Origin of the sequence: Shewanella sp. GutDb-MelDb, from assembly GCF_002836075.1 — a bacterium.
Taxonomy (GTDB): domain Bacteria; phylum Pseudomonadota; class Gammaproteobacteria; order Enterobacterales; family Shewanellaceae; genus Shewanella.
Genome location: NZ_PJBM01000231.1, coordinates 31,064 through 57,820, shown reverse-complemented (window position 1 = coordinate 57,820; position 26,757 = coordinate 31,064). Strand labels below are relative to the sequence as shown.

At 44.2% G+C, this 26,757-nt stretch carries 23 protein-coding genes; 16 read left to right on the top strand and 7 right to left on the bottom strand.

Annotated features, from left to right (window positions below):
* Positions 1-279: hypothetical protein (locus CXF82_RS13820; RefSeq protein ID WP_102044360.1), on the bottom strand; the 279-nt coding region annotated here is incomplete at its 3' end.
* 1,135 nt (positions 280-1,414) lie between these two features.
* On the opposite strand from CXF82_RS13820, the gene rbsK reads away from it, so the two are divergent.
* Positions 1,415-2,626, top strand: a complete 1,212-nt coding sequence (gene rbsK, locus CXF82_RS13815) for a ribokinase (protein ID WP_102044359.1) — start codon at positions 1,415-1,417, stop codon at positions 2,624-2,626.
* Positions 2,627-2,772: 146 nt separating this feature from the next.
* Here the strand turns inward: rbsK and CXF82_RS13810 are convergent, their stop codons facing one another.
* Entirely contained in the window at positions 2,773-3,762 is a 990-nt protein-coding gene (locus tag CXF82_RS13810; protein WP_102044364.1) for a nucleoside hydrolase, read from the bottom strand.
* Between the two features lie 776 nt (positions 3,763-4,538).
* On the opposite strand from CXF82_RS13810, the gene betI reads away from it, so the two are divergent.
* From betI to CXF82_RS13780, 6 genes are all read left to right on the top strand, one after another.
* On the top strand, positions 4,539-5,144 hold the full coding sequence (gene betI, locus CXF82_RS13805) for a transcriptional regulator BetI (RefSeq protein WP_101090509.1): 606 nt from the start codon (positions 4,539-4,541) through the stop codon (positions 5,142-5,144).
* Positions 5,135-6,598 (top strand): betaine-aldehyde dehydrogenase, encoded by a 1,464-nt coding sequence (betB, locus tag CXF82_RS13800; RefSeq protein WP_102044358.1) that lies wholly within the window; start codon positions 5,135-5,137, stop codon positions 6,596-6,598. The genes betI and betB overlap by 10 nt, the downstream gene beginning before the upstream one ends.
* Positions 6,599-6,607: 9 nt before the next feature.
* Complete coding sequence (gene betA / locus CXF82_RS13795) at positions 6,608-8,308, top strand: choline dehydrogenase (RefSeq protein ID WP_101090511.1); 1,701 nt, start codon at positions 6,608-6,610, stop codon at positions 8,306-8,308.
* A gap of 305 nt (positions 8,309-8,613) precedes the next feature.
* Positions 8,614-9,831, top strand: a complete 1,218-nt coding sequence (locus tag CXF82_RS13790) for a choline transporter (protein WP_101090512.1) — start codon at positions 8,614-8,616, stop codon at positions 9,829-9,831.
* A gap of 18 nt (positions 9,832-9,849) precedes the next feature.
* Positions 9,850-10,554, top strand: coding sequence for a TorF family putative porin (locus tag CXF82_RS13785; RefSeq protein WP_101090513.1), 705 nt, complete (start codon positions 9,850-9,852; stop codon positions 10,552-10,554).
* 123 nt (positions 10,555-10,677) lie between these two features.
* The gene (locus tag CXF82_RS13780; protein WP_102038187.1) at positions 10,678-11,166 is read left to right on the top strand and encodes a MarR family winged helix-turn-helix transcriptional regulator; all 489 of its coding nucleotides are present in this window, start codon (positions 10,678-10,680) and stop codon (positions 11,164-11,166) included.
* Positions 11,167-11,199: 33 nt separating this feature from the next.
* Here CXF82_RS13780 and CXF82_RS13775 read toward each other — a convergent pair whose 3' ends face one another.
* From CXF82_RS13775 to CXF82_RS13765, 3 genes are all read right to left on the bottom strand, one after another.
* Complete coding sequence (locus CXF82_RS13775; protein WP_102044357.1) at positions 11,200-11,484, bottom strand: hypothetical protein; 285 nt, start codon at positions 11,482-11,484, stop codon at positions 11,200-11,202.
* A gap of 460 nt (positions 11,485-11,944) precedes the next feature.
* Complete coding sequence (locus CXF82_RS13770; protein WP_101090547.1) at positions 11,945-12,418, bottom strand: GNAT family N-acetyltransferase; 474 nt, start codon at positions 12,416-12,418, stop codon at positions 11,945-11,947.
* A 32-nt stretch (positions 12,419-12,450) separates the two neighbouring features.
* The gene (locus CXF82_RS13765; protein WP_101090516.1) at positions 12,451-13,107 is read right to left on the bottom strand and encodes a Bax inhibitor-1 family protein; all 657 of its coding nucleotides are present in this window, start codon (positions 13,105-13,107) and stop codon (positions 12,451-12,453) included.
* A 390-nt stretch (positions 13,108-13,497) separates the two neighbouring features.
* Here CXF82_RS13765 and CXF82_RS13760 point away from each other — a divergent pair, with 390 nt between their 5' ends.
* The 6 genes from CXF82_RS13760 to CXF82_RS13735 all read left to right on the top strand — a co-directional run bounded on the left by CXF82_RS13760 (position 13,498) and on the right by CXF82_RS13735 (position 17,403).
* Positions 13,498-14,196: a 5'-methylthioadenosine/adenosylhomocysteine nucleosidase gene (locus tag CXF82_RS13760; protein WP_102044356.1), complete on the top strand. Its 699-nt coding sequence runs from the start codon at positions 13,498-13,500 to the stop codon at positions 14,194-14,196.
* A gap of 37 nt (positions 14,197-14,233) precedes the next feature.
* Positions 14,234-15,229 carry a cobalamin biosynthesis protein CobD/CbiB gene (locus CXF82_RS13755; RefSeq protein WP_102038184.1) on the top strand — a complete coding sequence of 332 codons (996 nt, stop codon included), beginning with the start codon at positions 14,234-14,236 and terminating at the stop codon, positions 15,227-15,229.
* A gap of 150 nt (positions 15,230-15,379) precedes the next feature.
* A complete protein-coding gene (locus CXF82_RS13750) occupies positions 15,380-15,757 on the top strand; it encodes a DUF2721 domain-containing protein (protein WP_101090548.1) in 378 nt (125 codons plus the stop codon).
* Positions 15,754-16,377: a trimeric intracellular cation channel family protein gene (locus CXF82_RS13745; RefSeq protein WP_101090519.1), complete on the top strand. Its 624-nt coding sequence runs from the start codon at positions 15,754-15,756 to the stop codon at positions 16,375-16,377. Before CXF82_RS13750 ends, CXF82_RS13745 begins: the two co-directional genes overlap by 4 nt.
* Positions 16,377-16,856 carry a nuclear transport factor 2 family protein gene (locus tag CXF82_RS13740; protein WP_101090520.1) on the top strand — a complete coding sequence of 160 codons (480 nt, stop codon included), beginning with the start codon at positions 16,377-16,379 and terminating at the stop codon, positions 16,854-16,856. The genes CXF82_RS13745 and CXF82_RS13740 overlap by 1 nt, the downstream gene beginning before the upstream one ends.
* Positions 16,857-17,013: 157 nt before the next feature.
* Positions 17,014-17,403, top strand: coding sequence for a hypothetical protein (locus tag CXF82_RS13735; RefSeq protein WP_101090521.1), 390 nt, complete (start codon positions 17,014-17,016; stop codon positions 17,401-17,403).
* Positions 17,404-17,507: 104 nt separating this feature from the next.
* On the opposite strand, the gene tyrS is transcribed toward CXF82_RS13735, so the two are convergent.
* Positions 17,508-18,704, bottom strand: coding sequence for a tyrosine--tRNA ligase (gene tyrS / locus CXF82_RS13730; RefSeq protein WP_101090522.1), 1,197 nt, complete (start codon positions 18,702-18,704; stop codon positions 17,508-17,510).
* A gap of 126 nt (positions 18,705-18,830) precedes the next feature.
* Here tyrS and CXF82_RS13725 point away from each other — a divergent pair, with 126 nt between their 5' ends.
* Together CXF82_RS13725 and CXF82_RS13720 are read left to right on the top strand one after the other, a co-directional pair.
* Positions 18,831-20,252: a peptidoglycan DD-metalloendopeptidase family protein gene (locus CXF82_RS13725; protein WP_101090523.1), complete on the top strand. Its 1,422-nt coding sequence runs from the start codon at positions 18,831-18,833 to the stop codon at positions 20,250-20,252.
* A gap of 43 nt (positions 20,253-20,295) precedes the next feature.
* A complete protein-coding gene (locus tag CXF82_RS13720; RefSeq protein WP_101090524.1) occupies positions 20,296-21,405 on the top strand; it encodes an anhydro-N-acetylmuramic acid kinase in 1,110 nt (369 codons plus the stop codon).
* 22 nt (positions 21,406-21,427) lie between these two features.
* Here CXF82_RS13720 and CXF82_RS13715 read toward each other — a convergent pair whose 3' ends face one another.
* Positions 21,428-23,566: a winged helix-turn-helix domain-containing protein gene (locus CXF82_RS13715; protein WP_180961211.1), complete on the bottom strand. Its 2,139-nt coding sequence runs from the start codon at positions 23,564-23,566 to the stop codon at positions 21,428-21,430.
* A gap of 360 nt (positions 23,567-23,926) precedes the next feature.
* Between CXF82_RS13715 and CXF82_RS13710 the strand changes: the two genes are divergently transcribed.
* A complete protein-coding gene (locus tag CXF82_RS13710) occupies positions 23,927-26,686 on the top strand; it encodes a TonB-dependent receptor plug domain-containing protein (RefSeq protein ID WP_102044354.1) in 2,760 nt (919 codons plus the stop codon).
* Positions 26,687-26,757 lie beyond the last annotated feature (71 nt).

The window sequence follows — 26,757 nt, the reverse complement described above, 5'->3', positions numbered from 1 at the left end:
GGTCATTAAACCCGATACAGAACAAATTATATGTTGATTAGATTGCATAGCTAAAACGGCTAATATTTGATAATCATTACCTACATGTTCCACACGTGCATTGGCATAATTGTTATCGTTAATGAAACCGCAAACTGTTTCAGCTTTTTGAGCATCATTAGTTTTAAACAAAAAATCTATGTCTCTTGGGACATCAAAGTTATCGCCTTTATTATCGTTACTAATTAATAAGTTTGTATCCTGCTCTGATGATTCCAATAATGCTTCAACTACACTCATAACTTTCCCTGAATACCTAACATTTTAATATACGGCTTGCGCGTTTTGCCAAGCCATGTTGAGAAAGCGGGCACAGTAAAAAAGCTAGAAAGTTAATTAATAACAGATAATTAAACATTTACGCTTAAAATTATATCCAATACATCTAGGGATAAAAGTGAGTCGCACACTTTGCTTTCTGGTTATCTGAACTTTTCATGAACGCATACTTACATCTTACTGAATTTATACAAGTTACTAACACTGCACAATAGTAAAGCGTGAATTGAATCTAAGAAAGTGCTCTGTTTCCACAAATAAACCAATAATACTGTATATCCAACCACCCTTTCTTACTTAATCCAATGCGGCTTGCGTCTATGCCATTTGAGCTCTTTTCTAACTAGTTTCGGGGCAGAAGTGAGTTACCTTCAGACAAAGGCGGTTCCAATGACCTGCGGTGGTGCTGCACAAGGATGTGCCAATGTCGTGATCACATGGATGTGAATGAACGACCGCATGTGCAGACGCTACTGAGGCACGCTTTTCGCCATCCATCGCCGCTCTGCGGTTTCATCCCTGAAACCGAAGGCCTCAGCCGCATCTACACTGGGTTATAAAAGCGTAAACTCTCAGCATTTGAGTTCTTAATTTAAAAACGTAAAAACCAACGTGGCACAAAACTAACAGAAAACACTCATTCCCCATCGAAGTTGCCGAAGTACGTTGAAGAAAGAGCCGTAATGCCCACACGGATGTGGGCATAGCTTTCGCGGGACAGGATGTCCCATCGGAAGCGTTAGGCTATTTCGAATAAGTATGAGGTCTGTACTCAACGCATGTAACTTCGTCGGGGCGCTGCGGGTTTGTTAAGGGGGACAAGCGCTTTCCCCCTTGACTCCGGTGTGGGCGAAGCGCCACGACTTTGGTCAAGCGTAGCTTGATAAAACTAATAGATAACAAAAACGTTTTGGGGCACAAAAGATTTAACTTCTGGCGATAGTGGTTCCAATGACCTGCGGTCGGCGCATGTGCAGACTATCCAAAGGGGTATTCAGGGTCCTCCCTAAAAAAACAAACCAATTGGTGCGTTTACCATGCTAAGCTTTTATCTTAATCACAACCTCAACAATACTCTGCGCGTATATTCGACCCTATGAACAAACTAAGCCGAAATGAAAGACTGACTGTTATCTTAAAACTGCTCAGTGAACATAAAACCTTATCAAATGCACAACTCGCCAAGTTACTTCAGGTGACGCCAAAGACCATTCGTTGTGATCTGGTGCAGCTCGAAAATGAACAGCAAGTGATAAGGACGCATGGTGGTGTTCAAATTTCTGCTAATTTCGATGCCGATAAATATTGTCTGGATAGATTACTGTCTCAGTTAACTGCCAGCAAAACGTTATCAGGTCTTATGACTCAGAACCTCATGGAAAATAGGGTCAACAACATGAAAAATAATATTTTTATACTCGGTTCCTTTAATGTCGACATCGTCGCCACGTTGGAGCGTTTTCCACAACCGGGTGAAACCCTGCATGCGCTAAGCAACAATATTGGCGCTGGCGGCAAGGGAGCCAATCAAGCCTATGCTGCGGCTAAAGCTGGAGCCAATGTCACCTTCATGACCAAAATAGGCAAAGATCAATTCAGCCACTTTGCCAAAGAGCATCTCGCCGCAACAGGAATAGATAAGACAATCATTGTCGAATCTGAAAAATCCCCAACAGGCAATGCGCTTATTTATGTCTGTGAAACAAGCGGCGAAAATATGATTGCGGTGCATTCAGGTGCTAACACCGAAATAACACCAGCAGAGATCTTACAGGCTGAACAACATATCGTTAGCGCTAATCTGTTTTTGACTCAACTCGAAAATAATATCGACGCCATCAGACAATCGATGCAGATAGCGCATACCCATGGCGTTAGAGTGGTACTCAACCCGGCGCCTTACCATGAGGACACGCCTTCATTATTAAAGTATGTCGATGTGATTACCCCCAATGAGACCGAAGCCTCTTTAATGACGGGGATCGAGGTTACCGATCTCAGCAGTGCGAAACTGGCGGCAGAAAAAATTAATCAGATGGGGGTTAATACTGTGGTGATCACCCGTGGCTCTCAAGGTGTTCTTGTGTATGAAAACGAGCGGTTCAAAGAGGTGGCAGCCATTAAATGTGTTGTAACTGATACCACAGGTGCTGGAGATGCCTTTAACGGCGCTCTCGTTGCTCAAATTGTAAAAGGCGAAACTCTGTTCAATGCCGCAAAATACGCCAACGCGTACGCATCCTTGGCTGTTGAGCGTGAAGGTGCTGCCAATATGCCAGATGCTAGCTTAGTGGCTGCGCGGCTATAGCGACCGTTAGCAAACAGTAAACGGCTTGCAAGAAAAAAGCGTAGTATTTAGCACTACGCTTTTTTGTTCTTTGGCTTTATTAGAGGCTTAAATAAAAGTCCTCTTAATAAAAGCCATTTCAATTCAACCGCCTATATTCAGGCGCCTTAGATTGAACCCATTACGCCTTTTTTGTGGCCGTAATCGATAATACTCTGGCGATAAATTTCAAGCAGTTCGACATCGTTAACCGCAACACCCACACGCTGAGACGGTTGCTTTTCCCATTCGTCATGCAGGTATATTCGACCATCAAATTTTTGTACCGTCATGCCTTCGGCTGGGCCATCGGTTATTACTCGCACTGGCCCTTCTCTAAGCGTAAACAACTCAGGTTTAATCACATAGGCAATCGCTGAAGGGTCGTGGACATGACAAGCATCCAAACCGACCTTCTCTTTATAAAATTTAAGGTAGAAGCGACTGACATCCCAGATAAACTGTCCCACTTCGCCAGCATCATCACGCAGTTTATCGAGATAATCTGCGGTGAAGAAGCTTTGCTCGGTAACATCCAGCCCAATAATAACCACCGGCCATGAAGCACCGAACACGATATCGGCCGCATGAGGATCGTCATGAATATTGGCCTCCGCAAAGGGAGTCACATTGCCACGGTGATCGTTAACGCCGAATGCGCCGCCCATGATGACCACTTCTTTGACCAAATTAACAATATTAGGCTCAGCTTGCAGCGCTAAGGCCAAATTCGTTAACGGGCCAATTGCTACAATAGTGATCTCATTGGGCTCTGCCGTTACCGCATCGATAATGTATTGATAGGCTGGTCGAGCGTCAGCCTCACCTTCAACCTCGGCTGGCACTTGAACATCACCGAAACCGCTTTCGCCATGTACGGCAACAGTAGGGCCAACAGGAGGCCTAACCAACGGCTTACCAGTACCTTCGGCCACATCAGCTGCAAAGCCATATTTCTGCTTTAGATAAAGCGCATTATGCGTCGCGCCTTTGATGGTCACATTGCCATATATTGTGGTGATGGCTTTGAGCTCAATCTCCGGATGCGCCTCAGCGAACAGGATCGCCATAACATCATCAATACCCGGATCTGTGTCTAGAATTATTTTTTTTACCATTGAATCTATCATCCTGTTAGTCGCTACGTTTCATTCTTTAGCTCCCTGTTTAGGGTTAAAAGAAGATAAAGAATGCATTAATGAAAAGTTTAGCAGCTTAAGCGTGCTACTTAAGCATCGACCTAACCACTATCGGTTAGTGTTGACTCATCCTGCTACCAATATGCAGAGTTTACTCAATATAACTAATATACGAATAGAACTAAAAAATTATACGAGTAGAACCCCACCTTGAGTGTGATAGAGCCGCTAACTTCCGCAAAAAAGAGAACAACTCAGTTCGTTTACGGCGGATATCGCCTGCAAAGTCCCAATCTAGGACAAAGCAAGCGTGAACTCCGTCACGTAACTCGGGCTAAATATGCCAATGCAGATGCCCGAAATCACAATGGTGTTATCGCGGGCTAATAACGGCGGTCGAATAGTAAGTTTGCGCCCGTTAATGACCACTTAGCTACAATAGCGATAAATGACTAACAAGCATTTAAAGCGAAAGATTACGGTTGAAACTAATTTTTGCTCAAACTTTATTTTCTGCTGATTTATCTGTTTTGGATAATTATCAGACTCTCATTTTGTTTGTTATTAAACAATCACTTGCAACAATCAGCCTCCAAGCATAAATCATCAAATTAAATCTGTGATGCAAGTCCCAAACTTTAATAAAGGTTGATAGTTACAGCTCTAACCATTAGAGTTGTTATTAATTGAACGTTCAATTAACAATTGAACTACCAAAATGACTCACAATAATCGTCTTCAGGATCTTGTTTTTTATGCCGCGCCCACCAATGAAAACTGTTCGACAGCAACAGCTCATAGACGCCACATTGGTCTCTGTTGAGCATCATGGTTTGCACCATACCACCATCAATACCATCAGTGGTTTGGCAGGATTATCATCAGGGCTTATTAGTCACTACTTCGGCGGTAAACAAGGTTTAATAGAAGCGACGCAAAAATATCTACTCGATCAGCTTAAACAAGCTTTATTGAGTCGAACAGCAGGTAATCAACTGTCGCCTCTTGAAAGACTGCAGGCGATTGTAGAAACCAACTTTACCGAACTACAACGCTCACGACCGGTAACAAAAACCTGGTTGAGCTTTTGGTCACAAGCCATGCACGAGCAAGGGCTTGCTAGATTGCAACATATCAACAGCCAACGTTTATACAGCAACCTTTTGTTCTCTTTCAAAAAACTACTCCCCAAGGATAAGGCAATCACTGCAGCCAAACAAACCGCAGCAATGATTGATGGTTTTTGGTTACGTAGTGCAATGAGTCACTCACCAGAGAAAGAGTTCGAACAGGCCCAAATTTTATGTAAAGCCTTTATCGAGGCCGTTATCATGCAGTACGGAGCAAATCGATGTCATTAGTTGTTTACCCAAATTACGTCCACGGGCAGGCGCTCTCCAATGAAACGGGCGAAACCTTTGAAGTCATTAATCCAGCCAATGGAGAAGTGAGCTACTTAGTTGAAGTCGCCGATGAGAAGATCCAACAAGCCGTCATTAAAAGCGCACAAGCCGGTTTTAACACTTGGTCAAAGATGACCGCGATAGAGCGCAGTCGCATTTTGTTAAAAGCAGTTGCCCTGCTTCGAGAACGAAATGACGAGCTTGCTGCTATTGAAGTACAAGATACAGGTAAGCCATGGCAAGAAGCCTCTGTGGTTGATGTTGTGACTGGTGCAGACTCTATTGAGTTCTTTGCCGGACTAGCCCCTAGTATCGAAGGCAATCAACAGACCGTTGGCGATGATTTTTATTACACTCGCCGCGAGCCTCTCGGCATTTGCGCCGGTATTGGCGCATGGAACTACCCACTACAGATAGCTTGCTGGAAAGCGGCGCCAGCGTTAGCTTGCGGTAATGTGATGATCTTTAAACCATCAGAAGAAACCCCACGTGGCGCACTAAAACTTGCCGAAATATTGACTGAAGCGGGCTTACCCGATGGCGTATTTAACGTCGTTCAAGGCGATGGCCGTGTCGGTGCTTGGCTAACGAATAATGACCAGATTGCTAAAGTCTCATTCACTGGTGAAGTCGGTACCGGTAAAAAAGTAATGGCTGCCGCGGCAAGCTCACTTAAACAAGTCACCATGGAGCTCGGTGGTAAATCACCGCTGATTATCTTCAATGACGCAGACATCGACAATGCGGTTTCTGCTGCCATGCTAGGTAACTTTTACACTCAAGGTGAAATCTGTACGAATGGCACTCGAGTATTTGTGCAGCAAGAGATCTACCCTCGCTTTATCGAAAAACTGTTGCAACGTACCAAAGACAACATCATTTGTGGCGACCCAATGGATTCTGAGACCAACTTTGGCGCGCTGATCTCAAAAGCCCATCAAGAAAAGGTGCTTGGCTATATTGAGATAGGTAAGAGTGAAGGTGCTGAGCTACTCATCGGCGGCCACGCACTTACCCCAGAAAACAGCCCTAACGGTTACTTTGTTGCTCCGACTATTTTTGGTCAGTGCACCGATGAAATGACATTAAGTAAAGAAGAGATCTTTGGCCCAGTGATGTCAGTGCTGCCTTTTACCGATGAAGATGAAGTGATTCGTCGCGCAAATGGCACTCGCTTAGGCTTAGCCGCTGGCGTATTTACCCAAGACATTACCCGCGCTCATCGTGTCATTCATCAAATGCAGGCCGGTATTTGCTGGATCAATGCTTATGGTGCATCCCCAGCAGAAATGCCTGTGGGCGGTTATAAAATGTCAGGTGTTGGCCGTGAAAATGGCAGTGAAACACTGAAAGCTTATACCCAAATCAAAGCCGTATACGTTGGTATGCAGCCTCTTGAAAGTCCATTTTAAGGCGCTGATATGACTCAATCTATGAACGAAACATACGACTATATTATCGTTGGTGCTGGCAGTGCAGGCTGCGTGCTGGCCAACCGTTTATCGGCCGACGCCAGTAACAAGGTGTTGTTGCTTGAAACCGGCGGCAGCGATAAGAGCATCTTTATCCAGATGCCAACGGCGCTGTCTATCCCGATGAATACCGCTAAATATGCGTGGCAGTTTGAAACGGAAGCTGAGCCACATCTTGATAATCGCCGTATGCATTGCCCACGCGGTAAAGTGTTGGGCGGTTCATCATCAATCAACGGCATGGTTTATGTGCGCGGTCATGCACGAGATTTCGATGAATGGCAGCAAACAGGTGCCAAAGATTGGGATTACGCCCATTGCCTGCCTTACTTCAAAAAAGCTGAAAGCTGGTCTTTTGGTGAGGATGATTACCGTGGCGTTGATGGCCCATTAGCCGTTAATAACGGCAACAATATGAAAAACCCACTTTATCAAGCTTTTGTGGATGCAGGGGTCGATGCAGGATATTTAGCCACCGCAGACTACAACGGCGCGCAGCAAGAGGGCTTTGGCCCGATGCATATGACCATTAAAAATGGTGTGCGTTGGTCAACATCTAATGCTTACCTAAGACCCGCAATGAAGCGTAACAACCTCACCGTTATCACTCATGCGCTAGTACACAAAGTGTTGTTTGAAACCAAAGCGGGTGAAGCTAAAAAAGCGGTCGGTGTGCATTTTGAGCGCAAAGGCAAGCATCTTGAAGTTAAAGCCAATAAAGAAGTAGTGTTATCAGCCGGTTCGATTGGCTCACCACATATTCTGCAACTGTCTGGTGTTGGCGCCGCGAGTACGCTTGCTAAAGCGGGTATCGAGCAAGTACACGAACTGCCGGGTGTAGGTGAGAACTTGCAAGATCATCTTGAGTTTTACTTCCAATTTAAGTGCCTAAAGCCAATATCACTTAACGGCAAGATTGATCCACTGAACAAGTTGTTTATTGGTACTCGCTGGATATTGAATAAGTCAGGCCTTGGCGCAACCAATCACTTTGAGTCTTGCGGCTTTATTCGCTCTAAAGCGGGACTTGAATGGCCAGATCTTCAGTATCACTTCTTACCAGCAGCAATGCGTTATGACGGTAAAGAAGCCTTTGCTGGTCATGGTTTCCAAGTGCATATTGGCCATAACAAACCTAAGAGTCGCGGCAGCGTTAAAGTGGTATCAAGCGATGCTCATGTCGCGCCGAGCATTCAGTTTAACTATCTATCGCATCAAGATGATATTGAAGGATTCCGTGCTTGTGTACGCCTCACTCGCGAGATCATCAATCAACCTGCGTTAGATGAATATCGCGGCGAAGAGATCCAGCCTGGCACTGCAGTAGAAACAGATGAACAGATAGACAGCTTTGTAAGAAGTTCAGTTGAGAGCGCCTACCATCCATCATGTTCATGCAAAATGGGCGAAGACCCGATGGCAGTCGTAGACTCGCAAACGAGAGTGCACGGACTACAAAGCCTTAGAGTGGTTGATTCTTCAATATTTCCTACCATTCCAAACGGCAACTTAAACTCACCCACCATTATGTTAGCGGAACGCGCAGCCGATCTAATTTTGGGTAAAGCACCACTTGCACCAAGTCGTGCTGCTGTTATTACCGCTAATGACTGGCAACAGCAACAGCGGAATAAGGCACCAACAAGATAGCGCGTTTGATTTGCCTGTTTGTGCAATGGGCAAATCAAATGATGTCACCAGCGACCTGAAGGTGCTCGGCAATCGATATGCTGCATCTTCAAATAGTTGGGTATAGGCAACTGACCAGCCTAAGCCAAGTAGGGCTAAATGGTCTTAATCGCCACGTTTAATTTATCAAACCTTAACTTTCGTTAAAGCGACAGTTAAGGCTTGAGGGATTTTTGCAGCCTAAATTTGCTGCAAGTTGGTAAATATAAAATAAGAAAAGGATTTAAACCTATGTTTTATCTTAACAATAAGTTGGGAGCCCAATAATGACTACTTGGCTTACTATCGGGATATTATTTACTTTTACCGCCATCGCCTTTGTCATTTATCGCTGGGGGAATGTGAAATGTGTTGGTGTTACACCAGTGCGTACCTTTACCTTCATCGCGATTTTGTTTACCTCTGGCTTAGATGTGGGACTGATCATGTTCCCACTGACCGAATTTGCCGGCTACGCTGATTTAGGCGCCAGTCCAGAATATGGCTTTACCAATCCATTGGCCATTGAATTTGGCTTCTGGGCATTTCTCATCTGGGCATTTTACTTTTTAACTTGTTTCTATTTTTGCGTGATAGAACCAAGAGTGAAGTACTTTGAGATCCCTGTGATCAAGTTTATTAACAACATTGTGATTATTGGTACCTGTGCTTTTACCGCATACCTGTTATTAACCAACTTACCTTGGTATCTGCCGGAGATGGGCGATGGCGAAACCATTGTCAGTAGCTTCTATCTCATCGTATTTGTGATTATTGCAGTCGCCGTTTACTCAAGCACCAGTATTCGTTATGTACGCATTCTTAGCTTAGCCAGTACTTGGTTATTTCTAGGTTTGATCGCACTAATGTGGGCCGGTGCTTTCATGTCGGACGGCAGCGGAATTGGTGAGTTTGTTACAACCTTCGCATTAATTGGCGACTACTTTGGCAATATTCATCACTTTGTATTGCCACTGAATGATTACCATGAATTTTATCTTTTCTGGTGGTTTGCTTGGAGCATCATGATTGGCCAGTTCACCTCACGCTTTGTTGGCGGTATGCGAACTTACCAAGTCCTGATCGCGATGATGGTGTTCCCATCACTGCCAATCGCAGTGTGGTTTACCGTGTTGTATTACTACAGCGCCAATGAGATAGCCACCACAGGGTTCTATAACCTCGCCATGGTCTTTGTGGGCATCACTTTTGTAGTGAACTCACTCGACTCCTTGATCCGCCTTTACACCGACAACCTTAACCTAACCGTTGAGCGCTTTGGCAAGACCAAATACATCATAGGTAATGTTGCTCTAATGAGTAGCCTCACCTTGTTATTCCAACTGAATTTCTTAGAAATCCAGTGGGTTGGCGCCTTAGCGATTGGTCTGATATTGACGTGCTTCGGCTATATCATGACAACTAAATATAAGAAAGTTGCCGCGATTGAACATTCACCAATAGAAAACAAAATTGATTTTAGCAAAATTGAATTAGCTAACTAAAAATAAAAAAGGGAAATGATGAAAACTACAATTAAAAATCTTGCACTAGTAGGGCTATTAGCCTTGCCAACAACCGCATTTGCAGGCGTTAGTTCAACAATTAATGCAACATCTGATTACACCTTTAACGGTGTAAGCCAAACAGATAATGGCCCTGCTTTACAAGCAAGTCTTGATTACGCTGCTGATGCGGGTTGGTATGTAGGAACTTGGGCATCAAACGTTGATTACGGCTCAGGCGATGACACATGGTTAGAGCTAGATTTTTACGGCGGCATGTTCTATCAGCTAAGTGAAAGCGTGTCTCTTGATGCTGGTATTGCTTACTATACTTACCATGGCGACTCTTTCTCAGACGAGTACCAGTATCCAGAGGTTTATACTAAGTTCGGTTACGGCTCTTCATTGGGTCAGTCAGAATTAAACTTCTGGTATACATGGGATTACTTTGGTGTTGATGTCGGTAGCTATGTAATGATGGCTGCGCACACATTTACTGTAGCGGAAGGTCATGACATTCGTGTTAGCTTCGATCGCACGACTTCTACGGATGAAAACAAGTGGGCATGGGATGGTGATGAGGCTTATAACCACTACCGTGCTGAATACATGACGAGCTGGAAAGGTTTCGACTTTAACCTAGCCGTAGAAGACACCAGCATGAACATCGATACCGCCGATACACGTGCTGTGCTATCTGTCGCAAGAACGTTCGCATTTTAGTCTCTGACTCGATATAACCTTGCACCATAGAATAAAAATGCGGTATAACGCTCCGTCGTTATTCCGCATTTTTATAAATTTTAGCTATATTGGCTATGCAGTTGGATATCAGTAGGGAAGATTATGGAAAAATATGAACAGTTATTGATTTCACTGCGCCAAGTGATCCGTGCGATTGATATACATTCACGCCAATTAAATAAGCAGTCAGGTCTTACCGGGCCGCAGTTAATGGTGATGCAAAATATTGAACAACTTGAGGCACCACTAGCAAAAGAGATAGCAAAAGAAGTGTCTCTAAGCCCTGCCACGGTGACCACTATAGTCGATAGATTAGAAAGCCGTGAGTTGGTCATTAGAACCCGCAGTGAAACCGATAAGCGTAAAGTTCACTTATCATTAAGTGAGTCCGGAAAAACACTATTAAGTCGCTCGCCAAAGCCACTGCAAGAACACTTTATTACTCGCTATCAAAACCTTGAACAGTGGGAACAAAGCCAACTGCTATCGTCAGTAGAACGTATTGCCTCGATGATGAATGCTGATGAACTCGATGCAGCGCCGGTACTATTGGTAGGGCAAATTCAAGCGGATGAAGTGTCAAAGAGTTAATTGCTACAACGGGTTATTCTTGGGATCTCGAGATTAACCCAACACTAAAACCACCTTACTCTTAAGCTGTGACGCTTTAACAGGGCCGATATCATCGATACCGACACTGTTGTTATTCTCACCTTTAAACCAAAAATCAGATAACGCGTCGTTAGACGACATCTGCCGTACTTTTTCGTGGGCATTCTTTAAGAAGTGCAATGCCATCTCACTTTGTTGTTGACGCTCGTGTAGATGGGCTAAGTTATGCATACCCGCAATCCAGGCGAATAGCAGTTGGCGATCCCCCTCCTCTGTCGAGCATTGCGTCTCAATCATCGAGACCGCGAGTTGATAGCAATATTGAGCATCTATCCAAGCAGACTCTTTTTAGTGTTGATTTCCCGACGGCATAACATCTTGCCAATTTTCCATCTCACCACAAACCCCATACTAATGATATTAATTATCATTTAAATTCAGCATGGTTAAACAGGGATCTCAAATGCCGCTTACATAATTTACTTGTTTAGCATGTGCGCAATTTAATTCTCTGGAGGAAATGGTAATAAACAGTTTATTGGGCAGAACTGCTTATTCCTGAACCTAAAACCAGAAATTTAAACCAGGGCAAGTCGAGACCGACTGGGAGTTGTTTAGGAATGAGGTTAGAGTGCGTTAAGAATGAGTTCAGAGAAAAATGAAGAGTGAGCAGATAAGAATGATGTGGTATTGAGCATATTGAAAGCTTCAGAGTGAGTGACTTATTCCCTTACTCTGATGCTCTATAACATGAACATTATAGTTCAAGTGGCTTCATCATTGATTTAGACATGAAGTCGCTATAAGGATCCTCTTGGTAATCACTAAACGGCTTACATTGCTCAAAGCCAAACTGTTGATATAACCTTTTAGCAGGCTCAAAGGCGGCCATTGAGCCGGTTTCAAGGCTTAAGCGTTGATAACCACGTAGCCTAGCCTCGGTAATAATATGTGCCAAAATTTTATGCGCCACGCCTTGTCTTAAGAAGTCAGCTGAGGTGCGCATCGATTTGATCTCGCCATGTTGCATATCAAGCTCTTTTAGTGCCCCAATACCAGCTAGCAACTCACCCTGCCACAGTCCAAAAAAAGTGACGTTATCAGCTTCTAGGCCGCTAATATCCAGCGCATGCACACTCTCCGCAGGAGAGTGCGACAACATATCTTGATGATGCTGTTGTAACAGCACCAGCACTTGTTCGCTCTCTAACTGGCCAACTCGGATCTGCATATTAGTCATCAGTAACCTGCTCTTATTATTGGCTATTTTCTACCAAGTATTCTAAGGATGCGTAAAAATAGATTAATAATATCCATATACAAGGCTGCAGCACTATCCACCGCATTGTCATATGTTTTAGGAATCGCATTGGCTCTTGCCCAGTCATAACCAATATAACCACAAAAAATAATCGCAACGATCCAATCTAAAATCCCGTGATGCGTATTGAATATGAATATTTCAATGAGCTCAACGACGATCACACACAGCAAGGCTATTGTAAGGCCACCCGCTATCTTATTAAAAAACGCAGGATACATTGAACCTAAAAGCATCATCACAAAAGTGACCATGCCAGTAACCCTAATCGCTTCTAGTACAATATCTGGATCATACTGGCTGACCACTAGATTAATAATGAGTCCGAAAGGAACAACGACAAAGTTATAGCCAATGAAACTCACGATCGGACTGTCAGATTTACTAAAAAGATAAATACCCAGAAAACATGAAGCAAAATATCCGACAAAGAAGACAATGGGATTGATACTGCTAATTGATTCAACGGGAATATTTAGAACCATTAACCAGTTTATGGCAAAGCCCCAGATTAGCGTTAAGCCGATAACCAAATTGTAAACAGAAGCACTTATTATCTTGTCATTGGTTTCTGTCCGGCTAAATACATTTACTTCCATTTTATTTCCCTATAATTTGAAATTTTCGCCACATGCATATGGCACATACTGCCTATCTACAAAAGCCTGTTATTATTTTTGGCTCCATTCCATTATTAATACCGCGAAAATATCACCATTAAGCCTTTGTTGTAAATTGAATAATCTATAATACGCTGACGAGTATCGCCGAAGTGGCACTTAATATCTCGGCCGCAAGGCCGCAGCTTTAATCCTAATGAGAACTCATAGGTACTTATATCTCGAGTTGTTCCATTGACCTGAGTTCAGCACATATGCAAAGCGATACTTTGCACAACCTCCCACCTTACCCATAAGGCTTTTTCACTAAAGCCTATCACCATGGTATATTAGCGCCCATATTCATTCAGGTAGTTAAAAGGTCATTTCATGAAAATCGGTATTATTGGCGCTATGGAGCCAGAAGTTGCGCATCTCATTGAATCGATGCAAAACTCGACTTCGACCACTATTGCGGGTATCGAGTTTATCGCGGGTCAGTTAGCAGGCAAAGAGGTGATTGTTACTCGTTCTGGTATTGGTAAAGTGACAGCAAGTATTGCCACGACATTGCTTATCGAAAAGTATGCACCTGACGCGATAATTAACACTGGTTCAGCGGGCGGTTTCGCTAACGACTTAGCCATTGGTGATATCGTAATTTCATCAGAAGTACGTCATCACGATGTTGATGTTACCGCTTTTGGTTATGAAATTGGCCAAATGGCGCAGCAACCAGCAGCGTTTATTCCTGATGCCGCGCTAGTCGCTGCAGCCCAAAAAGCAGTTGCAAGCCTTGGCGAAGTAAAAGCCATTGAAGGCCTTATCTGTACAGGTGATAGCTTTATTTGCGATCCCGTCCGCACAAAAACCATGTTGGAAAACTTCCCAACAATGGCAGCATGTGAAATGGAAGGTGCCGCAATTGCACAAGTGTGTCACCAATTTGACGTGCCATTTGTGGTTATCCGTTCGCTATCAGATAACGCTAATAATGATTCACCCGTTGATTTTGACGAGTATATTGTTAAAGCGGGCCATCATTCAGCATTAATGGTCATCGCACTGCTCAAGCAATTAAATTGCTAACGAGTGAGCCAATCTTTTTAAGGATATAACAGACACTATGGTTCCGGAGTTTACAAAATTCTTCTCGCAAGATGGTCAACTTTATATCGGTGCTATAGTGCTGTTAATGTCGATTCTTATCGCAAGAATGGCACCCTTACCGCGACAGCTACAGCCACTAGAATGGTTAACCAATCTCGCCAAAAGCTTAAGCCTTAAAGTAAACCATACTCACCGAGCCGCATCACAGCAGTTTATTGCTGGCATGCTAGCAACACTGCTGTTGATCCTACCTTTTTGGTTCATCATTAGCTTTTTTGCTGAACTGGCCGAATTCCCATGGTTTGTTGAAGCACTGATTATTTATGTTTGCTTGCAAGATGATCACTTCAGATACATTGCCAATGAAGTTTCCATGTCGATTCGGCGTGACAATAAAGCCCGAGCGCGCACATTACTATTGCCTTGGCTCAATCGCAGCACCCAATCTCTATCAAGCGTGGGGCTAAGTAAAGTCACCATAGAACGTCTTGCAACCACCCCCACTTATGGGGTTGCAGCCACAGTGCTGTTTTACTGTGTTGGCGGTGTACCACTGTTGCTCATGGCGAGAATGGTAAAGCAGTTAGATAATGCATGGCCGGTTTATAATCCGCAATATCGCTACTTTGGCACGCCAGTGTATGCGCTCAGTGCTGTCATTCACTTTATCCCCGCCAAGCTGTGGAGCTTTACCCTTGCTATTCAAGGGGGGCCAAGAAGCTTAGCGACGCTGTTCAACCCTAGCATTAATGCAACTCCAATTATTGAGTATCAAACTCATGCTGTTATCGCCAGTGCGTTAAATATTGAGTTAGGAGGCCCGGCTAAATTCCCTGCGGGGAAAAATGCAGAAACTAAGGTCAGCATGCCAAAATTGAAATATGGGCCATTGCCAACAGACGGAGATATTCAACGCGCCCTCAAACTGAATTCTATTGCATTTGGTTTATGGACGGTGTCGATTATTTTGCTACCCGTTATCTGGGGGACACTGAGAATATGGCAAGGTTAAGCACTGCTGTTATCTTGGTGAGTTATAATGACTTAAATAGACGCTAATTCATCCAGAATAATATCATCATCTTGTATAAATTATTGACCTAGGTATTATTATTGTTCTGGTCAATATCTTCATTAAAGGCTTATCAGTTTGTTAGATAACATTCATGTTTCACTCACCACGCCAGCATTGCTATTCCCAGCAATTTCGTTGCTGTTACTCGCCTATACCAACCGTTTTTTTGCATTAGCTGCACTTATTCGTAACTTGAGTTCCAATGGCCAACCGATTCACGATAGCCAGCTAAAAAACTTACGTCGGCGAATAACCCTCATTAAGAGAATGCAGGAATCCGGAGTGTTGAGTTTTGCACTGTGTGTATTGTGCATGATTTTTATCTATATTGGTTTTAACAAAATTGGTTCTCTCATTTTTGGCTGCAGCTTGTTATTGCTGCTTTATTCACTACTGCTTTCCGTCATCGAGATCCGTATCTCTGTTGATGCATTAAACATCCATCTAAAAGAGCTGGACAGATGATTGATTGGATCTATTTCTTTGATTTATGTGGTACCTCGGTTTTTGCGCTATCCGGCGCATTAGCTGCAGGCCGGCATAAGATGGATCCGTTTGGCGTTATTGTGCTCGCATCCGTTACCGCGATTGGTGGCGGGAGTATCCGCGATGCCATATTAGGCACTACGCCTGCTTTTTGGATCCAAGATCCCAACTACATTATTGTCATATTAGCGACTGTGCTTCTCACCTTTATTTTTGTCCGTAAACCTAAAAGAGTCCCACGGTATATTTTCCCGGTAGCGGATGCGTTCGGGCTGGTACTCTTTACCATTATTGGTGCAGAGAAAGCCTTAAGCCTAGAACTCGGTGGCATGATAGCGGTGGTCATGGGGCTAATAACTGGTGTCGGTGGCGGGATTATTCGCGACCTTCTTTGCCAACAAGTCCCTATGGTATTGCGTACCGAGATTTATGCGACCGCATCAATCATCGGTGGTATCTGTTATACCGTTAGTCTACATTGGGGAGCGCACGATATGTTTGCGCTGCTATTTGCGATGACGACCGCCTTGATCATTAGATTAGCCGCAATACGATGGCATCTGTCCTTACCTGCATTTGACTTAAAGACGCAACCATAATGAAATTACGCTTATTCAGTTTGATACTGGTTTTTTTCAGCCTACCTTGCTTGGCTAACAACGGCGACATGCCTAAAGAGCAACAGTTAGCAGTCAAGTATATCCAAGCCTTTACCAGACAAGACTATGCCAAACTGACCTCGTTTTATAGTCGTGATAGCGTCTTTAATGACAGAACCGCGAAACTTAAATATACTGGTAAACGCCATATATTACAGTTCTTAAAACGCGCCCATCTCGGCGTACTTGAATACAGTTTCAATGTTGAGCATATGTTTAATTCTGGCTCTCTGGTGGTGATGATAGGGAACTATCATTACAAAGGGCCTGGTGAGCAGTTTGGTAAGCCAGGACGCATTATTGATATCGCCATTCCAGGCGTAACCACCTTAAGTCTCGACATGACCAACAACCGAATTAAAGAGCATCAAGATCTAATGGATTATCAAACCATGTCAGATCAATTATCAACACAATAAACATTAACGAACCTGAGTTCGAGCTCGCCGCACACAGGGCTTAACGGCATATCCGCTAAAACTGATTGGGCGTTAGATCGCATTTTAGTGTTTTTTAAGGAAACTTTTTCGATTTAGCCTGTCAAAACAATAGAGACATTTTTGCTGTTAGGTCGTTATGAATATCCGTCGTACTATTTTTGCTTTATCAGTCCTCTTTTGTGGCGCAGCTTCTGCCTATGAGCAACCCATCGTCGTATCTTATGCTGTGCAGCCTGTTAAGCACTTTAACCAACAGCTTAACCAAGCCCAAATAGATTCTGAGCATTGGGCTCAGGCGCCTGAGTCTATTTCAGCACAATACTCCGGAGATAACTTTTCGTTAGCCAGAGTTAAGAATTTTCAGGGAAAGGTGGTCACCTATAACGTCAGTCAACAAAATGATAAGCATCCAAAAATGCTGTTGATTTTGTCAATGGAAAAACAGAAAGGCTTGTGGGTATTAGATGATGCCAAGCTCACTTGGCAGTGTAAAAACGGCCTGCACTTTGGCACAGACCGCTGTTAAAATACTAAGCAGTTAGTTTAGTATCGGTATAGCAACAGGTATAACGCGCTCAGCAAATGAATTCGCCAAGCACAATAAAGCTCCGCTTTTTAAAACAAAGTGCTTTATACCAAGGTGATTTTAGCGAACTTACGCTTACCCACTTGGAATACCCCTGTCGTGCCAGCCGTTAGCTGCATACGAGTATCTTCAATCTTGTCGCCGTCTATTTTTGCTGCGCCTTGCTTTATCATGCGCATCGCATCAGACGTTGAATTAACAAGACCCGCTTCTTTGAGTAAGTTAGCAATCGCTATCCCTTCACCAGCAGCAATCTCTAACTCTTCAATATCTTCAGGAATCGCGCCTTTTTGGAAGCGATTGATAAACTCTTGGTGCGCAGCATCAGCAGCGGCTTCGTCATGGAAGCGGGCAATGATCTCTTTCGCCAAAGCAATCTTAATATCACGCGGGTTAGCGCCGGCTTCAACGTCAGTCTTAAACTGCTCAACTTCTGTTAACGGACGGAACGACAGCAGTTCAAAATAACGCCACATCAACTCATCAGAGATAGACATGATTTTACCGAACATCTCTCCAGCAGGCTCACTAACACCAATGTAGTTATGCGCCGACTTAGACATCTTCTTAACGCCATCTAACCCTTCAAGCAGTGGCATCATGATAACGGTCTGTGGTTTTTGTCCCGCTGACTTTTGCAGCTCACGTCCCATCAATAAGTTGAACTTTTGATCTGTTCCGCCCAATTCAACATCAGCCTCAAGTGCAACTGAATCGTAACCCTGCAGTAGTGGGTACATGAACTCATGGATAGCGATTGACTGACCAGAACCGTAACGCTTTTTAAAGTCATCACGTTCCATCATACGGGCAACAGTTTGTTGCGACGCTAGACGGATCATACCTGCAGCGCCTAATGGCTCTAACCAGCTAGAGTTAAACTCAATACGGGTTTTGGCTGGGTCTAAAATCTTATAAACCTGTTGCTTATAAGTTTCCGCATTAGCCATTACTTGCTCACGTGTTAACGGAGGACGAGTACTGTTTTTGCCACTGGGGTCGCCAACCATACCGGTGAAGTCACCAATCAAGAAAATCACTTCATGACCGAGTTCTTGGAAGGTACGCATTTTGTTCAAAATCACCGTATGACCTAGGTGAATATCGGGTGCGGTTGGATCGGCGCCTAATTTGATTCTCAGCGGACGACCTTCCTTTAACTTCTCCAGCAGATCCGCTTCAAGTAAAATTTCGTCGGTACCACGTTTAATTTCTGCTAATGCTTGCTCTAAATCAGCCATGTCGGCGGTTACTCCTGGGAGCCTAATCATAAAATCTGGGGACTAATGTTACTTGTTAGCCAGCACAAATGAAAGTGTGTACACTAAGGGGATCACTAAGAAAGCGCGAATTTGGTACCAGGGTCAATGGGAAAGGTCATAACTTTATTTAAATTACTGCCAAAATTACATCAAGTACTCTTATGTATCTTAGTTTTTGTCACAGTAATTATTGTCTTAATGCCATCTGAAGATGTTCAAGCATCTAAGCAAACAGTCTCATCAAACGGTGAATACGGCGTAAATACTCGCTATGAAGTGCCGCTGGCTTTTCGTGCCCCCACGCCGCCTGCTGGATCTGAAGCACATAACTTAGAAAATAGTTTAAAACATGCCGAGACTCGAAAACAGCCATTAGTGCAGCCATCGATACACAGACAAGCTGAAACCGCTAAATCCATCGCAGAGCAGGTCGACGTTGCGCCATTACTCAACGAGAAATACTTCCAAGTTAAAAGTGGTGACACACTAGCAGCGCTATTTAGCCGCGCTGGCCTGACGGCAAAAGATGTTTATGATGTCACCCAACTGCCAAAAGCAAAGAAGAACCTGCTTAAGATCATGCCAGGCGACGAGCTAGTCATCGCTAAGAATGATGACGGCAAGCTGGTACAACTTCGCTATCATATCGATAAAATATCAACGTTAGTCGTTAACCGTGTCGGTAACGATTATAAAGAAAGCATCACCACAAAGACGGTTGAAACCCGCAATAAATTTGCCAACGCCACTATCGAGAGTAATTTCTGGAATGCGGGTGTTGTGGCAGGCTTAACCCCCAACCAAATCATGCAGCTGGCAACCATCTTTGGTTGGGATATCGATTTTGCATTAGATCTAAGAAAAAATGATCACTTCGCGATTCTTTTTGAAGAGGAGTACGCCGATGGGGAGTTCTTACGCAACGGCAATATTCTCGCCGCTGAATTTACCAATCAAGGTGACCGCTATACCGCAGTTAGGTATAAAGACGGTAGCTACTATTCTGCAGAAGGCCGCAGTATGCGTAAAGCGTTCTTGCGATCCCCTGTTGACTTTAAATATGTCAGTTCAAGCTTTAATCCGCGCCGTTTACACCCCGTCACTGGTCGAGTGAAAGCGCACCGAGGTGTCGATTATGTTGCTGCGGTGGGAACACCGATTAAGGCCGCAGGTAAAGGCCGAGTGATAAAGTCGAGCTATAATCAATATAATGGTAATTACGTTTTTATTAAGCACAACGATACGTACACCACTAAGTACTTGCACCTTAAGAAGCGTAAAGTAAAAACTGGCGCTTCGGTTAAGCAAGGGCAAATTATCGGTACACTGGGCTCAACAGGCCGTGTCACTGGCGCTCATTTACATTATGAATTTATTGTAAATGGGGTACATCGCAACCCGCGCACGGTGAAGCTACCTAAGTCAGAAGCTATCGCCAAGAAAGAAAGAAATCAATTTGCCATCGTCAGTAAAACGTTGATGACCGAGCTTGAACATAATAAGCAGGTACAGATAGCATCGCATTAGTGTTTCTTATGCTTAATCAACGCCAACAGAAGAGTTCAATACTATGAACAAAAGCTATTACATTGGCCTCATGTCAGGCACCAGTATGGATGGTGTCGATGCCGTGCTGGTTAAATTTACCGCTGACACACCTACTTTGGTTGAATATCATTCTGAAGCTATTCCTGCGCCGCTGTTAAACAACTTACAGAAGTTATGTTTGCCTGGAAATGACGAGATAAACCGTTTAGGTCACCTAGACCGCGCAGTGGGTAAGCTATTTGCTAAAGCCGTCAATAACCTACTTGAGAAAGCAGGGGTTGATAAGCTTGCCGTTATTGCCATAGGCAGCCATGGTCAAACCGTCCGCCATATGCCTAATTTGGAGATGGGCTTCACCTTACAAATTGGCGATCCAAATACCATTGCCGCCGAAACGGACATTGATGTTATCGCCGACTTTAGGCGTAAAGATATTGCGCTCGGTGGCCAAGGCGCTCCATTGGTACCCGCCTTTCATCAGCATGTATTCGCAATGCCAAACCACAAGCGCATCATTCTCAATATTGGTGGCATCGCCAACATTACTTACCTGCCGGGTAACACCGACGCGGTGACGGGTTTTGATACGGGTCCAGGCAATACATTAATAGATGCATGGATCCAACATCAGCAAGATCTACCCTATGACAAAGAGGGAGCATGGGCTAAAGCAGGAACGACCGATGAGAAAATGCTTCAGCATTTGCTATCGCACCCTTATTTTTCTTTAGCGGCACCTAAAAGCACCGGCCGAGAACTGTTTAACCAAGCGTGGCTAGAGCAACAACTGGCCGAGTTTAATTATTTATCCGCAGCGGATATTCAGTCAACCCTACTGGACTTAACCTGTTACAGCATTGCCAATGACGCATTAGCATTGGCAACTGAAGCTGAGATGTACGTTTGTGGCGGCGGAGCTTACAACACAGAACTGATGTGTCGTCTGCAAAAGTTACTGCCTAATTACAAAATAGTCACCACCGCAGAGCTTGGTATTAACCCCCAATGGGTTGAAGGTATTGCCTTTGCGTGGCTCGCTATGCGCTTTCATTTGGGGCTACCCGGCAATTTACCCGCGGTCACAGGAGCCAGTCGAGCAGCAATACTGGGCGGCAAGTTTTACGCCCTTTAGTTCTCTAAATATAAATGTTCTATTAGTTGAGTAGCTTGTGCTTCAGCATCATGACATCGCGATCAGAATATTTGAGCGTCATCAACAATTGTTGCTGATGCTCATTAAAGCTCATTGAGCCAAATGAGCTTAAACTTGATGAGGGCAGGCGCAGTATTGGCTCAATCACCTTTAGGGTAAAGTCCCAGTAATTTATCTGTTGATAACCCACGCTATTCGCTTTAAAAAAGATGCCGTTATCAGTCACGGTCCAATTATGATTTTCTTTAAATACCTGTGACGGTACCAGCATAGTAAGCTTATCAGGGGCGGCTAATGATAGCGCCCACAAACCATTACTGTCCTCTCTGGTAAATAACAATCGATTATCACTGGTTGCGTGAGCCAAACGTACTGCAACGCTAGAGATAAGTCTCACTTGGGGCTTACCGAGATAAAACTGGCTTAAACCATCTTTGGTCGAAGTGAAAATTGAGGCGTCATCATAGCTCCAGTTTAAGCGGCCATGATCGATATAGGGCGAGGCTAGAATACTTAAGCTTTGGCTCGCCAAATTGAGCACATGGATCACATTGCCCTCGCCTTTAGCATCTGGCGCTAAAAAAGCAATATCCTTACCATCGTGAGACCAACGAGGGTAAGCCACTCGCTGATTGAGCGTTGTTAACTGGCGGCGGTTATCGCCATTATGGTCTGCGGTCCAAAGCTCATTTGCGCCAGTAATATTCGATACATAAACAATGCGTTTAGTTTGGGCTGAATAATCAGGATTACGAAAGCTAAAGCCGGACTGCAACAAAGGAAATGGCGCACTTGGCACGGTTGAATGAGTGGGTAAATAAACAATTTTATATTCTTTGTTATGACGTTCAAAGACTAACGCATCGCTGTCGTCTAAAAACTTAGGATAACTTAAGCCTTTGATATCTAATGCGTGTGTCTGTTTACTATTAATATCAATAATAAAACCATTGCGTACACCGGATGTCTCAGTACTAAACACCACACGCTGGTTATCATGATGCCAAGTAATTCCTCGAATATCTTCCAAGCCTTCCGTTAACCGCATCTCTTCACCGGTATGACGGTTGCGAATAAAGATATCTTCTGAAATATTGCCAAAACGCCGTGCAATGGCTAACCATTTTCCATCATGGCTATAAGCCAGATCACGGTCTCTGTAGTTACAATCCACTAAGCAAGAAAGCCTGACGGGCTTTGCTCCCGCTTCAACTAGCTTAAATATATACAGCCCGCCAATGTCATACTCAGAGTCGAAGCCGATATAAGCAAGTTCGCCTCCGTTAGGTGATATATCAAGTGCTGACATATAGCTATTGCAGCGGGCCAATGGAACCGTCTTTGCCGTCGCGACAGTAAAGTGATTAATAATACATTGGCCACTTTGTTTGTCTTCACTTGGAAAATACAGCACGGTGCCATCTTGACTCCAAACTGCACGCGCTTCTCGGCTGGCATTGGAAGTGAGTCGTTTCGGGCTACTGTTAAAATCGCTGAGGTCTTTCAGGTATAAGCTATAGCTCTGACCATGACTACGACTGCCAAACACTAACCATTTACCGTCTGGCGATACCGCCGGAAATCGTTCAGCTTCTCCGCCCCAAGATAAGCGGGTTATCTGCGTCTGCATCATTTCAATACGATCACGATAAAGGTGATAGGCGAGCGTCATCAGGCTAATTACACAGAGAACAAAAATACTTATCCAACTGCGTTTAAGAGCAATAGTTAGCTTATCGACTTGCCTTTGCACTTGCTGCAATACATTGACATCATCAACCAAATCCGCTGGATTATATTTGGGTTCAACCAATAAACGATAACCACTTTTACGCACCGTCTCGATAACAGGCTCGTCAGAGATCGGGTTGAGTTGCTGGCGTAAATGCCATATCGCATTGGTTAGTGCTTTACTGCCGACATACGCATTGCCGTCCCAAACGTGTTCAATAATCTCTTCACGAGATACCACTTCAGGGTAACGGCTAGCAAGGTACGCGAGCACTTCAATAAATTTGGGTTGCAGTGTAACGCTGTTATCAGGCGAAGCATGCTCGTCAGCTGCCGTAAAACGTAAGCTATGATCGCTTGGATCAATAATGCAGCTTGCAAGCTCAAACCTAATCACTAATTTCTTCATTGCCACTACACCTCTGTGCATATTTAGCCAAACATGAACTGACTCTGTACGTTATCCATTATTTCTGCCGTGGCAATTATAGTGATTACGATCATTTACTCCACACTTTTAACATTGCAAACCATGCGTTAAAAGTCATACTAACTTATTAATTAAAAACAGAATAGACATTAAATAGATATATAAACAACGAATAAACGACACACAAGCCATTGCTAGAGGTTAACAAAGTATTTACAAGTTAAGTCCGGGCAAACTGAAGGGACCGCACCACACCTAAAGAAATAGCTCCTATAAAAAAATAGCCAGAGGGTCTCCCCACTGTTATTGGCTAAATAAAACAAAAAAGGACGACAACTGATGAAACGAACAATACTAAGTATGGCGATTGCGCTCGCCACAGTAGCACCGACTACCGCACTTGCTGCAGACATCACTCCAGAGCAAAATGCAAAGCAGCCAATAGAGAAAATTCAGGTAACAGGTTCGCGGATCAAACGTACCGACTTTGAAGGTGTCGCCCCGGTAACCGTCATTACTGCCGAAGAGATAGCCAATAGCGGACTCAGCTCTATCGCTGAAGTACTGCAATCATCAATAGCCAGCAGTGGTGGTTCTTTAAATGGTGAAAGCGATGGCTTCACCGACAGCGCTAGCTCAGTCAACTTACGCGGTATGGGTGCCAACAGAACCTTAGTTCTCATCAATGGCCGTCGTCAGGCATCTTTTCCAAGTGCAGCAGGTGGAACATCAAACTTTGTTGACGTTTCAGACATCCCTACCGCAGCCGTTGAACGTATAGAAATACTAACGGGTGGCGCCTCGGCCATTTATGGTTCTGATGCCGTGGGTGGTGTGGTGAACATCATATTAAAAACCGAATATGAAGGCAGTAAAATCGCGGTTAAATATAACGACCCTACACAGGGGGGTGGCGAACAGCTCGACCTATCTTACCTGCAGGGCTTTAATACCGAAAAAAGCCAAACACTGCTGATGATCGAATATAAAAATGTACAGCAGATCCAAACGGACCAGAGAGATCTATTCTACAGTCCTGCTTATTACGAAGATGAAGACGGCGATAAACGCTGGGGAGCAGGCCCATACGGCGATGCATCAGCCTCTAGCTGGGCATCATGGGTTCGCGATTACGATAGCGTCTACACTGATGATAAATACAGCCCAGTCGATGAAGCGCAATGTGAAAACCTATTTGGTGATAAAGGTGTTTATACGCCAGTAGGTAAATATGACTGTTACTATGACAAATATGCAGACCGTGGTTTGCAATCAGCATATGACCGCATCAACTTAGTCCTCAGCAGCACCTATGATCTCAATGATGACTGGCAGATCTACGGCATGGTCAACGCCTCTTACAAAGAATCGACTAAGTACAAAGACGAGAAAGGCTTTGGCGCTTATATCTACGAAGATGATGCTACCGGCGCACTCAGTTACGAAAAAACTGACTTTGACGACTACAATAAATTCCAAATGCGTCGCCGTATGGAAGAGTTCTCAGGACCGCGTACTTACGATACTCAAAACACTAAAGCAGCGCTCTCGTTTGGCGTCGACGGTAATATCGGTGAGTACGAGCTAGATGTCTCTTGGTCAAGCAGTTACAACAAGTACGAGAAGCAAAATCATCACATGGTGAAAGCGGATGCACTTTTGGACATGCTGACATTCGACCCTAACGATACCGATGCCGCTAAGTGGTATCCAAATAACAAGCTCAGTACGGAACAAGTGAATGCATTGATTGGTGATTCAACCAAAGAATCAGACTCAAGCATGCATCAATTTCAAGCGGTATTCACTGGCGACTTGATGGAGCTATCAGCGGGTACTGTTGGCTTTGCAACAACCGCTGAGTGGGCACGAGAAAGTTACGAAGATACGCTAGATGCCGTCACTACAAGCGGCGGTTATATCGGTATGGGTGGCACGGGCGGTAAAGGTGACCGCGATCGTGTTGCCGTTGCTGGTGAATTACAGATCCCACTGCTCTCCAATATCACTGCGGTTAAATCACTCGAGCTTTCAGCTGCACTGCGTTATGACCAATATTTAGATGATTCCGACGTTGGCGGCGCCACCACACCACAGATAGGTCTGATGTATCGCCCAATTGATGAAGTGCTTGTTCGTGCCAACTGGGGCAAAAGTTTTAGAGCACCAGATATGCATCGTCTATACGCCGGGATCACACGTAGCTTTGGCAGCACCGAGTACCCTCACCCAACCATACCTGATGAAGTTTACGACGATCAATACAATAGCATTAGCTCGGGCAATATAAACCTGACCGAAGAAAAAGGTGATTTCTGGAACCTAGGTTTGGTCGCCAATATCACCGACAACGCTGACTTAACCTTAGACTGGTGGAACATAAAACTAGAAGGTGCTGTAAAAACCATCTCAACCGATGAAATGTTAGATGATGCCGCTCAGTATGATCAAACAGGCAATTACACCAGCTGCGATCAAATGAATGTTGTTGGCTACTTAAATGAGCTTGATGACGACGGTATTGAAAATCTAGACTGTATGCGTAAAGGTCCAATTAATAGTGCTTATGAAGCCTCTGAAGGTATTGACGCAAGTTTTAATTATCAATTCCCAGAAACTGCAGCAGGTGAGTTTAAATTGAAACTGGCTGCCTCTTACTTAATCAAAAAAGAGTATCAGGAAACCGTTGAAAGCGAGATTGAGGAACAGACTGAAACCGATTATTTTCCTAAATGGAAAGGTCAGGCAAGCGTAAATTGGAAGATGGAAGATTTCTCAGCGACCTTAGCCTATTACTACACAGGTGAAGCCAAAGGCCAAGATACCTTTACCTTAATCGATGCCGATGGTGACGAGTATGAAGAAGAAGACTACACAGATGTGCTTGGTGCCTATCAAACCCTTAACCTGACGCTAAGTTACAGTGCGCCTTGGGACGGAAAGTTCACCGCAGGAGTTAAAAACCTGACTGACGAAATGCCGCCTCTATATGATGAGCGTAACGACGAGCATGACAGCTGGCCTTTCTATGAAGAGGATAACAGCAGCTACTCGGCTGTAGGCCGTAGCGTATTCTTCGGTTACTCACAAAAGTTCTAACATCGCCCTTTATGGCGCCTAACTCTCTTTCTAGGCGCCCTTTTTAAATGCACACAAAGACACTCGGATTA